12 protein-coding genes are annotated in these 15,475 nt (G+C 68.6%); 6 read left to right on the top strand and 6 right to left on the bottom strand.

From position 1 onward, the window contains the following. Window positions 1-39 precede the first annotated feature (39 nt). The 3 genes from ACI3KU_RS06120 to ACI3KU_RS06110 are packed head-to-tail and all read right to left on the bottom strand — an operon-like array spanning window position 40 to window position 3,243. Complete coding sequence (locus ACI3KU_RS06120) at window positions 40-873, bottom strand: anti-sigma factor domain-containing protein (protein WP_404921408.1); 834 nt, start codon at window positions 871-873, stop codon at window positions 40-42. Then, window positions 870-1,469, bottom strand: a complete 600-nt coding sequence (sigK, locus tag ACI3KU_RS06115; RefSeq protein WP_404921407.1) for an ECF RNA polymerase sigma factor SigK — start codon at window positions 1,467-1,469, stop codon at window positions 870-872. The genes ACI3KU_RS06120 and sigK overlap by 4 nt, the downstream gene beginning before the upstream one ends. 58 nt (window positions 1,470-1,527) lie before the next feature. Then, window positions 1,528-3,243 carry a cytochrome c biogenesis protein DipZ gene (locus tag ACI3KU_RS06110; protein WP_404921406.1) on the bottom strand — a complete coding sequence of 572 codons (1,716 nt, stop codon included), beginning with the start codon at window positions 3,241-3,243 and terminating at the stop codon, window positions 1,528-1,530. Between the two features lie 150 nt (window positions 3,244-3,393). Here ACI3KU_RS06110 and ACI3KU_RS06105 point away from each other — a divergent pair, with 150 nt between their 5' ends. Beyond that, a complete protein-coding gene (locus ACI3KU_RS06105) occupies window positions 3,394-4,080 on the top strand; it encodes a fasciclin domain-containing protein (protein WP_404921476.1) in 687 nt (228 codons plus the stop codon). Window positions 4,081-4,162: 82 nt separating this feature from the next. On the opposite strand, the gene ACI3KU_RS06100 is transcribed toward ACI3KU_RS06105, so the two are convergent. Beyond that, a complete protein-coding gene (locus ACI3KU_RS06100; protein ID WP_404921405.1) occupies window positions 4,163-6,979 on the bottom strand; it encodes an FAD-binding and (Fe-S)-binding domain-containing protein in 2,817 nt (938 codons plus the stop codon). Window positions 6,980-7,062: 83 nt separating this feature from the next. Between ACI3KU_RS06100 and ACI3KU_RS06095 the strand changes: the two genes are divergently transcribed. The 3 genes from ACI3KU_RS06095 (at window position 7,063) to ACI3KU_RS06085 (ending at window position 10,946) form a co-directional block, all read left to right on the top strand. Further along, window positions 7,063-7,719 carry a GntR family transcriptional regulator gene (locus tag ACI3KU_RS06095; protein WP_404921404.1) on the top strand — a complete coding sequence of 219 codons (657 nt, stop codon included), beginning with the start codon at window positions 7,063-7,065 and terminating at the stop codon, window positions 7,717-7,719. A 168-nt stretch (window positions 7,720-7,887) separates the two neighbouring features. After that, window positions 7,888-9,774, top strand: coding sequence for a sugar transferase (locus ACI3KU_RS06090; RefSeq protein ID WP_404921403.1), 1,887 nt, complete (start codon window positions 7,888-7,890; stop codon window positions 9,772-9,774). Continuing rightward, on the top strand, window positions 9,774-10,946 hold the full coding sequence (locus ACI3KU_RS06085) for a glycosyltransferase (RefSeq protein ID WP_404921402.1): 1,173 nt from the start codon (window positions 9,774-9,776) through the stop codon (window positions 10,944-10,946). The genes ACI3KU_RS06090 and ACI3KU_RS06085 overlap by 1 nt, the downstream gene beginning before the upstream one ends. 7 nt (window positions 10,947-10,953) lie before the next feature. Here ACI3KU_RS06085 and ACI3KU_RS06080 read toward each other — a convergent pair whose 3' ends face one another. Next, window positions 10,954-12,084, bottom strand: coding sequence for a glycosyltransferase (locus ACI3KU_RS06080; protein WP_404921401.1), 1,131 nt, complete (start codon window positions 12,082-12,084; stop codon window positions 10,954-10,956). A 3-nt stretch (window positions 12,085-12,087) separates the two neighbouring features. After that, complete coding sequence (locus tag ACI3KU_RS06075; RefSeq protein WP_404921400.1) at window positions 12,088-12,693, bottom strand: hypothetical protein; 606 nt, start codon at window positions 12,691-12,693, stop codon at window positions 12,088-12,090. 68 nt (window positions 12,694-12,761) lie between these two features. On the opposite strand from ACI3KU_RS06075, the gene ACI3KU_RS06070 reads away from it, so the two are divergent. Beyond that, complete coding sequence (locus ACI3KU_RS06070) at window positions 12,762-14,153, top strand: polysaccharide biosynthesis tyrosine autokinase (protein WP_404921399.1); 1,392 nt, start codon at window positions 12,762-12,764, stop codon at window positions 14,151-14,153. Next, the gene (locus ACI3KU_RS06065; RefSeq protein WP_404921398.1) at window positions 14,150-15,460 is read left to right on the top strand and encodes a hypothetical protein; all 1,311 of its coding nucleotides are present in this window, start codon (window positions 14,150-14,152) and stop codon (window positions 15,458-15,460) included. The genes ACI3KU_RS06070 and ACI3KU_RS06065 overlap by 4 nt, the downstream gene beginning before the upstream one ends. Window positions 15,461-15,475: the final 15 nt, after the last annotated feature.

The following is a 15,475-nucleotide window of genomic DNA, read 5'->3' as shown; positions in this document are numbered from 1 at the left end:
CCCTCCATGCAATCACGCACGAGGGGACATCGCGAGGCCTCAGGCCGTGGGGATGACGATGATCGGGTCACTCGTGGGCACGCCCGTCGATGACCCACCCGCCTGCTCGATCGTCACCGCGATCGCGTCACCGGGTTTCATCGCTCCCTGCAGCTGAGCCGTCGTCGGCCCGTCCGCCGCATCGAACACACCCGCAGACACGGCCCCGTCGCCGCGCACGAACCACAGTTCGTAGGCCTGATTCTCGTCAAGCCGATCGAGTCCATCCGTCACCAGCACGGCCTCGCCGATCGATGCCGACCAGTGCGCGGTCGCGGACCCCCCGGTCTCGAGCGAAACGGTGCGCTCCTGCGCGTCGGGGGCGCCCTCGATGCGGTCGAGGGCGACCACGGCGGCAGGACGCAGCAGCTGCGGCACGATCATCGAGGCACTCACTCCCAGACCCACGAGGATCGCCAGGCAGGCCGCGAGCGCGAAGAACGCCCGACGGCGCCGCTTCGGAGGCACCGCTGCGGCTTCGCTCGCCGACGCAGCGTCCGACGACGGCACGGTCGGGGATTCTGCGGCGGGGCGGTCGACCGATGACGGTCCCTCCGTGCTGGGCCGCGGGGCGACAGCGGACGGCACCGAAGAGTCAGCACCCTCCTGCGGCGTCTTCGAGATCAGCGCCAGCAGCGCATCCCGCGCAGCCGCCGGCGGGGCCACCTCGCTCACGCCGTCGGCAAGCAGCGCCGCCGTCTCCGCGTCCGCATCGGCTACAGATCGCCACTGCGGGTGCTCTGCGAGTGCCTCGCGGTAGCGGCGCTCATCGGCGTCGCTCAGCGAGCCGAGGCTGTGTCCTGCGGACAGCTCTGCGAACTCCGACTCGTTCATGCGTTCACCCCCCAGTGCGCCCGGAGGCGCGTGAGTCCATCTCTCATCCGGGTCTTCACCGTCCCCAACGGCGTTCCCGTGATTGTGGCGATCTCACTCTGCGAGTAGCCGCCGTAGTACGCCAGCACGAGGGTCTCACGCTGCGCTTCGGGAAGGGCCGCGAGCGTCTCGACGACCCGCTCCCCGATGATCGACATCTCGACCTGCTCGGCCACGCTGTCGTGTGCCACATCCAGATCGCGGAACCCGACGCGAACGTCACGGTCCTCGCTGGCCTGCGATGCACGCACCCGATCCACAGCTCGACGATGCGCGATGGTCAGCACCCAGGTGCGTCCCCGGCCTCGGTCGGGCGAGAATCGCGCGGCGCTCTGCCACACCTCGAGGAAGACCTCCTGCAGCACTTCCTCGCTCTGCGAGCGATTCACCAGCACCCGCAGGATGAGGCCGAACACCCGAGCCGACAGCATGTCGTACAGCCGGGCGAACGCGGTCTGGTCGCCGTCGGCGATCCGCACCAGGAGCGCCGTCGACGGATCGTCGCCGCCGTCCTGTTCGGCATGCTCCACATCGTCGATCACCATCAGGTCCAGCATGCCTCACCTCCTCGCCTTCACGCACAATCCACGTCACGTCCGTTGGCCCACAGCCCGATCACCCGAAGGTGAACGAGTAGACCTGCACCCCGGCGGGCACCGTCAGCGTGAACTCCCCGGCGTCCCCCGACCCGCCGGAGAGCAGCTCATACGATCGCGGCGTCCCACTCACGCTGATCGTCTGGGAAGCGCCGGACTGATCGGTGACGGTGAGATCCCCGGACCCTGCCAGCACCACACGCACCTCGCGGGCGTGGTACCGCAGCCGCACCTGCGCATCGCCGGAAGCGGGCGCCGCGTACTGCGTCTGCACGTCCCAGTCCCCCGCGAGGGCGAACGTGTCCGCTGCCTGATCCGCCGGGAACGAGAACGACGTCACTCCGGCGCGATACGTCGCACCGCCTCCGAAGTTGAGCGCCTTGGTCGCCCCGAGGAACGTCTCCCGCGTGGTGGAGCCGAGTTCGGGCGTGTTGTCGGCAACGTCGGTGGCCGCGGGCAGCTGCTCGCCGGGATTCGCGTCGGCCAGCAACTCGCGGATCAGCTTCTCGGCGGTCGCGTAGTTGCCCTCACCGAAGGAGATGTGTCGGACGACGCCCTGCGCGTCGATCAGGTAGTGCGCCGGCCAATACCGGTTACGGTACGCGGTCCAGGTGGACAGGGAGTTGTCCAGCGCGACCGGATAGTCGATCCCGAAGGAACGCGCTCCGGCGGCCACGTTGGCGGGGTTCTTCTCGAACGCGTACTCCGGAGAATGCACACCGATCACCTGCAGGCCCGCGTCGGCGTAGGCCTTGTTCCAGGCCACGACATGCGGGATGGAGCGCTGGCAGTTGATGCAGGAGTATGCCCAGAAGTCGATCAGCACCACCTTGCCGCGCAGACTCTCCAGGTTCACGGCCTCGCCGTCCGGAGTGTTCAGCCACTCCTCGATCCCACGAATCTGCGGAGCGGTACCGCAGCTCTGCAGCTCGGTCGCGTCGTTCGCGCACTTGTCGAGATCGCGGTTCTCATCGGTGACCAGACCGCCCAGCCCCAGCGACTCACCCTGCGGGGAGTCCAGAAGGTCCTGCTGGACACCGGCGGTGTAGTCGGGAAGCAGCTGCTGGAGGTACTGCGGCAGGTTGAAAACCAGGCCGACCGCGAGCGCCATCATCGCGATGCCGGCCGTGATGCGCAGCCCGCGCTCCCGAGTGCGGAACGCGCGGATACGCTGCACCACACCACGACCGGCGAGAGCGAACACCAGCAGCGGAACCGCCACCCCGATCGCGAACGAGACGGTGAGTAGCACGGTGTCCAGCCCGATCCTCCCGGTCGCGCCCGCCACGATGATCGCAGCGAGCACGGGGCCCGCACAGGGGACGAACACTGCGCCGAGCGCGAGACCGACCCCGAATCCGCTGCCGCGGTTCTCGACGTTGCGACGGGGGAGCCACTGGAACGGCTTCTCGATGAGCTGCTCGAAGCGGGGAACGATCAGACCGATGCCGAGGATCAGCAGCACCGCGATCCCGGCCCAGCGGATCACGTCCTGCGGCAGATTCAGCAGTCCCAGCACGAGGGATCCGAGCAGGGTCACGAGGCTGAAGCTGAGCACGAGGCCCGCGATCACCAGGTACGGCCGCGAGCGACGTGCGGGAATCACCCCGCCGTCGGTCTCGAACCCCGCGGACTGCGCACCACCCGTCAAGAAGATGACCGGGAGCACGGGGAGGATGCACGGGGAGATCCCGGTGATGAGACCGCCCAGTACACCAATGATGATCAGATCCATGGCTTCGCCTTTCGTCTCGAGTAGTTCGGATGTCGGGGCGATTCGGATTGGTCAGAAGAATTTTGAGATTCTTCCCATCCGATCGACGACGCACTCCGAAGAACCCTCGACGCCGCGGGAATGCCGCGACGAAACACACGGAGGTTGATGATGTTCAGCACCAAGAAGAAGTTCGCCGCAGCCGCATCGCTCGGCTTCGCGGCGGTGCTCGTCCTGTCCGGCTGCACGACAGGATCGAGCTCCGCAGGATCGTCGAGCGCCGCTGAGGCGAGCACCCCGGCGGCATCGTCGATGCCCACGAAGGCCGAGACGAGCGCTCCCGCCATGACGATGGACCCCGCCGCAGACCTGGTCGGCCCCGGCTGCGCCGACTACGCCAGCGCGGTTCCGGACGGCGCAGGATCGATCCAAGGCATGTCGCAGGATCCGGTCGCAGTAGCCGCGTCCAACAACCCGCTGCTGAAGACGCTCGTGGCGGCGGTCAGCGGCCAGCTCAACCCGGACGTGAACCTGGTCGACACGCTCAACGGCAGCGAGTTCACCGTGTTCGCGCCGGTCGATGACGCCTTCGCCAAGATTCCGGCGGCGACAATCGACGGCCTGAAGACCGACGCGGCCACGCTGTCGTCGATCCTCACCTACCACGTGGTGCCCGGTCAGATCGATCCGTCGATGATCGTGGGCACTCACAAGACCGTGCAGGGCGCTGACCTCACGGTCACCGGCAGCGGCGACAACCTCATGGTTGGCGACGCGAAGGTGATCTGCGGTGGCGTCCACACCGCCAACGCGACCGTGTACCTCATCGACACGGTCCTCATGCCTCCGGCGAGCTGAGCCAGCCCGAGAACTCCCGCTGAGAGGAGAACGGCCGCGGACCCCTGGGGGGTGTCCGCGGCCGTTCCGCTTTTCCTCCGGACTATACCGTGGCGGCGGCGAGCAGCTCCAGGATGTGGGAGTAGGGACGCCCGGTCGCGCGAGCCATGCCCAGCTCACAGGTGCGGTTGCAGGACGCGTGCGCTGTGGCATCGAGTTCGGCGACCTCGGCGGCCTCCGCCGCGGTGGCCGATGCAGTGAGCTCCGGGTGCAGCATGCCGCGGTCCCCCGCGAAGCCGCAGCAGTTCCACGAGGCGGGGACGTTCACGACGTCCGCCACAGCATCGGCGATCACGCGCACGTCGGGATCGATCCCGAGCTGCACCGAGGAGCACGTCGGGTGCAGCGTGAGCGAGTCGATCCGATCGGCCACGGTGAGCTTCGGCAGCACCTCGCGCGCGACGAATGTCGTCGCGTCCTCCAGCCGGAACCCCTGCCCGTCGAGCATCCGGTGGAAGCCCTCGGTGCAGCTGGACGCATCGGTGATGATCGGCAGTTCGCCCCCGCGGGTCGCCTCGCGCACGGCTGTGAGAACCCGGTCCGCCATGAGGTCGTGCCCAGCCTGGTAGCCCTTGGACGACCACGGCGTGCCACAGCACATCGAGCCGATCCCGTCGGGGACGACCACCGCGACGCCGGCGCGGTCGAGCAGTGTCAGCAGGGCGCTGGTGGCGCCGGGTCCGTCGCCGTCGGGTCCGAACATTTCGTTCACGCACGCGGGCAGGTACACCGCGCGCACCTCGCCGGAGCCGCGAATCCCGCGCACTTTCGCGCGCGAGGCACCGCCGCCGGGGAGGTCGGCCGAGTACTCGGGCATCACGTCGGCACCCAGCACAGCCCGACCGATCTTGGTGACGCCGGCGACGAGTCCCACCGGCATCGCGTCGGCCACCGTCAGCGCGGCCGACGCCACCGTGGTCATCGGTCCCCAGCCCGCGGCGGCAGCCTTCCACCCGGCGGCCAGCACGGGATTGGCATCTTCGCGGCGGAGTCGCTTCACGAGCGCACCGGTGTTGATCAGCACGGGGCAGGTGGTCTGGCACATGCCGTCCACGGCGCAGGTCTGCACACCCGAGTAGTCGTAGTCCTTCTCCAGCTCGGCCACCAGCGCGTGATCGCCGGCCTCCTCGGCCACGGCCATCGCGCGGCGCACCACGATGCGCTGACGCGGTGTGAGGGTGAGGTCCTTAGACGGGCACACCGGCTCGCAGTAGCCGCACTCCACACAGCGATCGGCCTCGACCTCGATCGACGGTGCCGGCTTCACAGCAGCGAGGTGGACCTCCTCCTCGGTGATGATCACGCCGGGGTTCAGCACGCCACGCGGATCGCACAGGCGCTTCAGCTGCACCATCACGTCATAGAGCTCATCGCCGTACTGACGCCGCACGAACGGCGCCATCACGCGGCCGGTGCCGTGCTCGGCCTTCAGGTTGCCCTCCGCATCGAGGATCACCTGCACCATGTCCTCCGTGAAGCCCAGGTAGCGCTTCTCGCTGGCCGCATCACCGAACCGGTCGGTGAGCATGAAGTGGATGTTGCCGTCCTTCGCATGCCCGAAGATCACGCTGTCGTCGTAGTCATAGCGGGCGAACAGCCCCTGCAGGGATTCGCAGGTGGCGGCGAGGCGCTCGACGGGGACGACGACGTCCTCCAGCAGCGCCGTGGTTCCGGGCTCCCGTGCACCCGCGACCGAGGCGTAGAGCCCCTTGCGAAACTTCCACGCTGCGGCCCGACGAGCGGCATCGCTGGAGAACACCGCGGGATCGCGCAGGTCGAATCCCGCCAGCACGCGTTCGCCTGCCGCAGTTCCCAGCGCGAGCTCGTCCGAGGAATCGGCGTGGTACTCGACGAGGAGCGCAGCCTGCGCATCGACGTCGAACCCGAGGATGGCGTCGGGCACGCCGGGCAGCTTCTGCCCCACCCGCAGCGAGGTGGCGTCCATCAGCTCGAGCGTGGCAGCGCCGGTCGCGACGAGGTCGGGCAGCGACCGCGTCGCCTCGTCGAGGTTGCGGAACACGGCGAGCGTGGTCGCCATCTCGCGTCGGATCGGCACCGTGCGGAAGGTGGCCTCCGCGACGAAGGCGAGCGTCCCCTCGGATCCGATGACCAGGTGAGCCAGCAGTTCGGCCGGCGAGTCGAAGTCGAGGAACGCGTTGATGCCGTAGCCCATCGTGTTCTTCAGCGCGAACTGACGACGAATCAGAGCGACGGACGCGGGATTGGACCGTACGCGATCCCGCAGTCGCTCGAGCCCCGCCGCAAGTTCCGGTTCGCGGGCACGCAGAAGCTCGTCCGCATCAGGCGCACCGGTGTCGACGATCGTGCCGCTGGGAAGCACCAGTACGAGGGATTCGATCGTGCGGTAGGAGTTCTCCTCCGTGCCGCACGCCATGCCGCTGGAGTTGTTCGCCACCACACCGCCGATGGTGCAGGCGACCTCGCTGGCGGGGTCGGGACCGAGGCGATAGCCGTGGCGGTTCAGGCGCGCGTTCACGGATCGGAGCGTGGCTCCGGGCTGCACGCGTACTCGCTTTCCGCCGTCCAGCACTTCGATCCGGCGGAACTCGCGACGCGTGTCTACGAGGATCCCGCTGCCGGAGGCCTGACCGGACAGGCTGGTGCCGCCGGAGCGGAACGTGACGTGCGCGGCACCGGCGGAGCCGCGCAGGATTGCGGCCACCTCCTGCGCGTCCTTCGCGATCACCACGGCGTCGGGTACATGGAGGTAGTGCGATGCGTCGCTGGCGTACGCATATCGATCGATGGCGCGCGTGCGGATCCGATCCGCCTCCGCGACGGCCGCCACGACCCCGGCGGGAACACCCGCGGGGGCTTCGGAAACCCGATGACCGGACATCGATCCTCCAGATTGTCAGACAAGTATGCTGTGCAGACGATCATACGCAGTCGATACACTCAGTCTCCACCGGGAGGAGCAACGTGTCAGCAGCGGATCTGGGCGTCGTGTCGATCGTCGATGCCGTCACCGCCGACCTGCGCACCCGGATTCTGTCCGGCACCCTGGCGGCGGGTCAGCCTCTCGGCGAGGTCGACACGGCCGCGCACTATGGCGTCGCACGACCCACCGTGCGCGCCGCGATCGAGGCGCTCGTGGCTGCGGGGCTGCTCACGCGCGGGGCTCACAAGAGCGCGCGGGTGGCGGAGCTCGGCCCCGCTGATGCCGCCGACATCTACTCCACCCGCGAGCGGATCGAAGCCGAAGTCGTGCGCGAATTGGCCCGGCGCCGCGCGAGCGCACCTGAGAGCGAGCGAGCCAACGCGCTCCTCACCGACCTGACGGACGCGGATCCGCTCACTATCGTGGACGTCGACATGCGCTTTCACTCTGCACTCGTCGACGCGGTGGGCAGTCCCCGAACCTCGCGGGTGTATCGCATGCTGGCGGATGAGGTGCGGCTGTGCATGACCCGCACGCAGAGCGCCGATCTGCTCACCGTGGCCGACATCACCCGCGAGCACAATCAGATTCTGAGCGCGATCACCGACGGTGACGCCGATCGCGCGGCCGCCCTCCTCCGGGGTCATCTGCAGCGCGCACGCGAACGCCTGGTGGCACACCTGGAGCACACGGCCTGATCCACCCCTGTGGATAGACGCCGACCCCGCTTGGCGATCCCCCGTAGAGTGCTCGAACTTGCGTACGCGATCTCGAAGCGCGCGCGATACACGTCATGGGGATGACGTGTGACCCGCTGGGGCGGGCACGGTGTGATGTGGGGACACGAACGTGCAGGGGATGCAACGATGACCGCGCTGGAGCGCGGAACCGGACACCGACTTGACGCGCGCCGAGGACACCTCGACGCGCGACTCCTCCCGCGCGGCGGATGGCCAGGCGGCGGGGACTCCATCGATGAGGACACGATTCCACGCAGCGTCCCGGATGGCGGTGTTCGCGCTGTTTCGGCAGCGAAATGGGACGGCGCGAATCGGGACGATGTCGCGCGGGACAGTGTCGATCAGCCCAACACGGATCAGGACAGTACAGGCCAGCACAACACGGATCGGGACGGTACGGATCAGGACCGTACGGATCAGTCCGGAGGAGGCGACTCCGGCGCCGCTCGCTTCGCCGCGACTCACTCCGGTGCTACCACGTCCCGTTCCCCCCACTCCGGGCGTGAGCCGCAGGTGCCCCGTTTCGGAACCGCGGCATCTCCCCCCACGGCGGGCTCGGCGCTCGATATCCGGCGGCGCTGGGAGCGGCGCTACCGACGCCGCATCCGTTGGACGGACATCCTCGCCGTCTTCGCTGCGACCATCGGGCCGCGAGCGCTGCTGTTCTTCCCGATCCCGGCGCTGTCGCCGGCGGAGACGGCTCAGGTCCTGAGCGGTGCCTTCGCCCTCCCGCTCCTCGTGGCGGCGTGTTGGCTTATCACGCTGGTTCTCTTCCGGTCGCGGGAGGCAGCCGTCTTCGGCAGCGGCACGACCGAGTACGCCCGCGTGCTCGGCGCCACGGGGCTCGCCTTCGGCGCGCTTGCGGCCGCGTTCGTCGTCGTGCAGGCCGAAGGGCTGCGACTGCAGCTTCTCGTCTCGCTGCCGCTGGGGCTGTTCCTGCTCCTCATCGGACGGTGGGGCTGGCGGCGATGGCTACTGCATGAACGACTGTTCGGTCACTACGTCTCTCGCACCCTGGTGGTGGGCGAGACCCGCGATGTCGAGTATGTGATCGAAGCGCTGCATCGCGACGGTCAACGAGCACATCTGGTGGTGGGAGCCGTGCTCACCGGCGACCGAGACGCTCGCAGCGCGCTCGCATCGCTCGTGGTCGACGGCCGACCCTATCCGGTGGTCGGCAGCGCACGCACTGCCGCGCGCACGGCCGCCGAGCTCGCCGCCGACACCATCATCGTCGTCAGCCAGGACGACGATGACCCCTACTACGTGAAGCGATTGTCGTGGGAGCTGGAGGGGACCGCCGCTGAGCTCATCCTCGGCAGCCGACTCGCTGACGTCGCCGGCCCTCGCATCTCGCTGCGCCCGGTCGACGGCCTGCCGCTCATACAGGTTCGCATCCCGACATTCGACGGAGGTCAGTTCGTCCTCAAGCGGGCGCTGGACATCGCGGTGGCCCTCGTCGGTCTCGTGGTGGTGGCACTGATCACGGTGCCGCTGGCGATCCTCATCCCGCTGGATTCACGCGGCCCCCTCTTCTATCGCCAGGAGCGCATCGGCCGCGACGGAAAGTCGTTCCGCATGGTCAAGTTCCGCACCATGCGCGTGGGAGCCGATGCGGAGATCGCCGCTCTGGTCCACGCGAGCGACGGTGCAGGTCCGCTGTTCAAGATGCGCGAAGATCCGCGCGTGACGCGCATCGGCCGCGTGCTCCGGCGTCTCTCGCTCGATGAGCTGCCGCAGTTCTGGAACGTGCTGAAGGGCGACATGAGCGCCGTGGGTCCGCGCCCGCCGCTGCCCGAAGAGGTCGTCACCTATTCGGGCGTCGTGTCGCGTCGGCTCTACATCAAGCCGGGTATCACCGGCCTCTGGCAGATCTCCGGCCGGAGCGACCTGACCTGGGACGAGAGCGTGCGCCTCGACCTGCGCTACGTGGAGAACTGGTCCCTGCTATCTGACCTCATCATCATGTGGCGCACCGTCCGCGTGATGTTCTTCGCACGAGGAGCATACTGATGCCCGCACCGCTGTCCATTGCGATGATCGGCACCCGCGGCGTTCCCGCCGCCTACGGTGGTTTCGAAACAGCGGTCGAGGAGATCGGGGGGCGCCTGGCCGAGCGCGGACATGAAGTCACCGTGTACTGTCGCGGCTCGGTCCATCGCGCCCAGCGCTACCACGGCATGCGCCTGGTGCATCTGCCCGCGCTCCCCGTGAAGCAGGCCGAGACCCTCAGCCACACCGCGCTGTCCACGCTGCATGCGATGGCGCATCGACCCGATGTGGCGTTCGTCTTCAACGCGGCCAACGCGCCCTTCCTGCCGCTGCTGCGCGTGCGCGGGGTCCCGACGGCGCTGCACATGGACGGTCTGGAGTGGCGACGGGCAAAGTGGAGCGGGCGTGGACGCGACTACTACCGGTGGGCGGAGGGTCGCGGAGTCCGCACCGCCGACGCGTTGATCGCCGATGCTCCCGGAATCGCCGACTACTACCGGGCGGAGTTCGGGGTGCCCACGGAGTTGCTCCGCTACGGCGCCCCGATCCTCGAGCATGATGCGTCGCCGTCATCGGCACTTCGGAAGTACGACCTCCAGCCCGATGGATTCCACCTGGTGGTCGCCCGCTTCGAGCCGGAGAATCACGTGCGGGAGATCGTCGACGGGTACCGGCGCTCCGCCGCGCGCCTGCCCCTCGTGGTGGTGGGATCCGCGCCCTACGGTGCGGCCTACACGGCCGAGATTCAGCGGATCGCCGACGACGACTCCCGCATCCGGCTCCTCGGCGGCGTGTACGAGCAGAGTCAGCTCGATGACCTCTATCGCCACGCGCACACCTATCTGCACGGCCATTCCGTCGGCGGCACCAATCCGTCCCTGCTGCGCGCCATGGGCGCCGGGACCGCCGTCATCGCCTACGACGTCGACTTCAACCGCGAGACGCTGAATGAGACGGGGTGGTTCTTCCAGGACGCCGACGGCGTCGTCGCCGCTCTCACCGACGTGGAAGCGCACATCGAGGCAGTCCGCGCCGCCGCCACCTCCGGACAGCGTCGCGCACGCACCGCATTCCGCTGGGACGAGGTCGCCGATGGGTATGAAGCTCTCGCCCGCGACCTGGTCGCGGGGCGTACGATCCATCCGCTCGCGAAGCTGCTGCGTCGCCAGGTTGTCGAGCGCGTCGATGCCTGAGGCGGTGTCAGACCTCGCTGCGCTCGCGTGCCGACACGTCCGCTCCCGTGCGGGGTGCGTAGACCACCAGGGCGTGGAACACGTAGCGCACCACGAACGCGATCACCAGCGTGACGGCGGCTACGAGCACCGGGGCGAGATGCCACGTCTGCACGGCCAGCCAGATCACGAAGATGCGCACCACCGCTTCGACAGCGTTGAACGTAAACGACTTGACCAGTCGCGACCACACCGTCGAGGCACCTTCGCGCATGTCGCGGAACACGAACCGCTCGATCAGCAGGAAGTTCCCGATGATCGTGAGAACGGCCGCGATGATGGCGGCCCACACGTAGCCCATGCCGAGTTCCTGCAGTCCGGCCATGATGCCGAGGTTCGCGAGTGCGCCGATTCCGCCGATCACCGCGAACGCGCTCATGCGGCCGAAGCGCAGGTAGGCGAGCTGGGTGAGGAAACGGAAGCCCTGCTTCACCGAGGCCTTCGACTCTCCGGCATGACGACCGGCGAAGTTGAACGGCACCTCGGCGACGTTCAGGTTCTGGCGCGCCAGGATCTCCAGCAGGATCTTGAAGCCGCGCGGCTTCAGTCGCTCTGTGTCGATGCGCGTGCGATCGAGCAGGAAGAACCCGGTCATCGGGTCGCTCACGGTATGCAGGCGGATCGGGAACATCGCCTTGGTCACCAGCGTGGACATGCGCGAGACGAAGACGCGCATGCGGTCCGAGAGGCCGGCCGCGGTACCGTCGCCGGTGTAGCGCGAGGCCACGACCACGTCGTAGTCGCCCTCCTGCTGCTTCGCGAGCAGCGCGGAGATGGTCTCCGGCGGGTGCTGCAGATCTCCGTCCATGACGACGCACAGGTCGGAATGCGCTGCGGCGATACCCTCCAGCACGGCACCGCCGAGTCCGCCACGCGGCTGATCGCGATGGATCAGCCGCACCGAGATCGGCGCGGTGCCGGCGACCGATTCCACGCGCTGCGGAGTGTCGTCGGTGGAGTCATCGACGAAGATGACCTCCACGGCCGTGCCGCGCATCGCGGTGCTCACGCGGGTGACGAGCTCGGCGACGTTTCCCGCCTCGTTGAAGGTGGGAACGATGATGCTCAGGACGGGCGTGCCCGCTCGTTCTTCGGTCACGCGTCACTCCCCGATCGCCGCGAGGATGCCCGAAGCCAGGGCGTGCGCGGCTTCCCGCACCTCCTGCAGTCCCGCGCGGTGCGCGCGAAGGGCGGCATGGTGGACGTCCGGGATGTCATTCGGATCGTTGCTCTTCCTGAGGGCCAGAAGTCGGCGGTGAGATGCGGCACCGGTGAGACCACGCCGCTCATGAAGGATATCCGCATACTCTGCGAGGTCCACCGCGCTCTCCCCATCGCCGGCACCGAGGCTCACCGCCTCCCGCAGCGTGAACGTGCGCGGGCGCGCCGCCGGCACGCGCAGCGCGATCGCCGATCGCTCCTCGCGCGACGCCGTGATGATGAGGTCGGCGCGCTCCAGGGTGCGCTGCGCGATCGGTGTCGAGACGAAGTGGTCCTGAAAATCGGCGAGGAGCTGGGGATCCATCGTGTCCGAGAGAACACCGACCGCCACCGGACACAGCGATCCACCGCGCGAGTCCGTGCCGGCGCTGCTCACCCGCCAATCGTCCTGGCGAACAGCGGCTTCCAGAGCCGCAATCATCGTGCCCGCCATCACCGGCGAGCGGCACTCATTCGCGTGACAGACGAAGAGCATGCGGTTCCCCATGCCGCACCATCCTTTCCGCCGCGGTCCCATCCGGATCGTTTGTCCCAGTCGATCGGAGAACCCGAGGCATGACCCTACACGACTACGCCGCAGCGATTCGCAGCCATGCGATCGTCATCCTGCTGCTCCTCGTGCTCGGCGGAGCGGTCGGTTTCACCACCGCGCAGTTCCTGCCGGACCAGTACCGTTCCCAGGCTTCGGTGATGGTGATCGCCGACCGCGGCGACACCACGAGCGAGCTCGTCCAGGGTGCCACGTACGTACAGAGCCTGGTGCAGACATATACGGTGCTCGCATCCTCGCCGCTCGTGCTGGATCCCGTGATCACCGAGCTCGGGATCGACACCACCACGAAGGAGCTCGCCGGGCGCGTGTCCGCGTCGGCACGTCTCGGAACCGTGGTGATCGATCTGCAGGCGGTGGATGAGGATCCGCAGGCCGCCCAGCGCATCGCGGACGCCGTGGCCGCCGAGCTCACCGTTGCGGTCGAGGATGCGTCGCCACGGGTGTCGGGAGGAGACGCCGCGGTGCGCGTCGACATCATCGCGCCCGCGACGCTGCCGACCGCGGCTTTCGCCCCGGACACGCGCGTTTTCATCGGCGGCGGAGCAGTGCTCGGGCTGGCACTGGGTCTGCTCGCGGCGGTGGCGGATCGGCGATTCAGCGCCCGCCTCGCGACGCGCACCGACATCGAGACGCTCACCGACACGCCCGTGCTGGGCGAGGTGGGTCATGTCGCCGACGGGCGCACCCTCGCTGGCACCGTCCGCGTCACCCCGGACGGCGCACTGGCCGAGGCGATGCGACAGGTCACCGCATCCCTGCGGTTCCTGGACCTGCAGGAAAAGCACCGCGTGCTCATGATCACCTCCGCGGATGCCGCCGAGGGCAAGAGCTCGGTGAGCCTCGCCCTCGCCCTCACCCTCGCGGAGATGAACTATCGCGTGTTGTATCTGGAGGCTGATCTTCGTCGGCCATCCGCTGCGGAGTTCACCCAGTTGGAGTCCGCGGTCGGTCTCACCTCCGTGCTTCTCGGGGAGGAGACTCTGGACAGCGCGGTGCAGACCTGGGCGGTGCCGAATCTTCGCGTGCTGACCAGCGGACTGCTGCCGCCGAACCCCGGGCAGGTACTCGCCACCGACCAGCTGCGAGCGGTTATCGCGCAGGCGCGGTCGAGCTACGACTACGTCATCGTCGACACGGCGCCCGTGATCGCCGTCAGCGATGCGCAGTGGCTGCTGCCGATCGTGGACGGCACGATTCTGATCGTGCGATCGGGACGCACGCCACGAGCCAACCTGCAGCGCTCGCTGCGTGCCCTCACCGTCGGAGATCGGCGTGCCCTGGGGATCGTCCTCAACGACTCTCGTACCGCGGTCAGCAGCGTCTACTACGGCGATGACGAGCCACCGGCTCCCCGCGGGCGCCGCCTCCTCGGGTGGGTGCGCCGGCGCCTGTGAACGCACTCGCCTCCGTTCTCGCCAAGGCCGCCACCACGCTCGTCGCGTTCGTGTGCGGCATCCTCACCGTCCGCGTGATCACGGGCGGTGCGGGGGAAGCGTTCTACGCGCTGTTCGGTGTCCTCACCGCGCTGCCGTCGCTGCTGACGTTCAGCGATCTGGGCGCGGGGGCGGCACTGGTGGGCTCGGTGGCGGCGAGCGACGATCCCCGGCGGGACGCACGAGTGCGCGATCAGCTGACCTCCGTCGAACGCATCCTCTGCGCTTTCGCGGGAGTTGTGCTGATCGTGGGGATCACCCTGCGGCTGACAGGCGGCTGGCGCCTGCTGCTCGGCTCCGCGGGGGATCTGCCCGGCGCAGAGGATGCGGCTCTGGTGTGTTGCACGCTCTACGCTGCCACCGTGCCGCTGGGTGTCTGGACGCGCCTCCTCCTCGGTGCACGACGCAATCACATCGTGATCCTGGTGCAGGGACTCGTCTCGCCTCTCACCCTCCTGCTCGTCTGGGTGTGGACGCAGGTCCGCGCAGACGCCGCGTTTCTTGCGGTGGGGTCGTTCGTCGCCGCGCTCACGGCCGCCGGCGTCGGGCTGGCGATGACGGCGCTCACCCTGCGCCCCCTCGTGGGGATCGCGCTGCGGCGGGTCCCTCGTCCGCGGCGCTACCCGGGGGCGCGGGTGATGGACATCGGCTGGCCGATGCTGGCGCAGCTGATCTCGCCGCCGCTCGCACTGGCCGCGCAGCGATACGCGGTGGCGCAACAGGGGACCGTCACCCGCCTGGCCGAGTACAACGCCGCCGCGCAGGTCTTCTTTGCGCTGATCGGTCTGATCTCGGCGGCGGGCGTCGCGCTGTGGCCGTTCTGGGCGCGGGCGCGCGCCCGCGGTGAGCTGCGACGTGGGCCGGGCCTGCTCGCGGTGGCGTTCGGTGGTGGCGCTGCCGTTGCATCACTCTGCGTTGCCCTGGTCGGGCCCTGGCTCTTCGGCTTCGCCACGCACGGCGTGTTCGAGGTGGGCCTCGGCACCATCCTCGCGTTCGGCACGATGGCCACCTGCCAGGCGGTGCTGTATCCCCTCGGCATGTTCCTCATGGACCCCGCGGGAATTCGCTTCCAGGTGATCCCGACCCTCGCGATGGCGGTGCTGAGCCTCATCGGCGCGGTGCTGCTGGTGCCATCGCTCGGTGCGGCCGGCCCACCGCTCGCCAATGCGGCGGCGGTGCTGGTGTGTCAGATCGTGCCGTACGTGATCGCGATCCACCGCCATCGGGATCGGCTGATGCCGACGGTCGGAAGCGGTGGAGAGTCATGACACCGTCGTCCGCGG

The organism is Microbacterium sp. ZW T5_56 (assembly GCF_044987425.1).
Classification (GTDB): Bacteria; Actinomycetota; Actinomycetes; order Actinomycetales; family Microbacteriaceae; genus Microbacterium.
The sequence above is the reverse complement of the archived record's forward strand: the minus strand, read 5'-3'. Positions and strand labels throughout refer to the sequence as shown.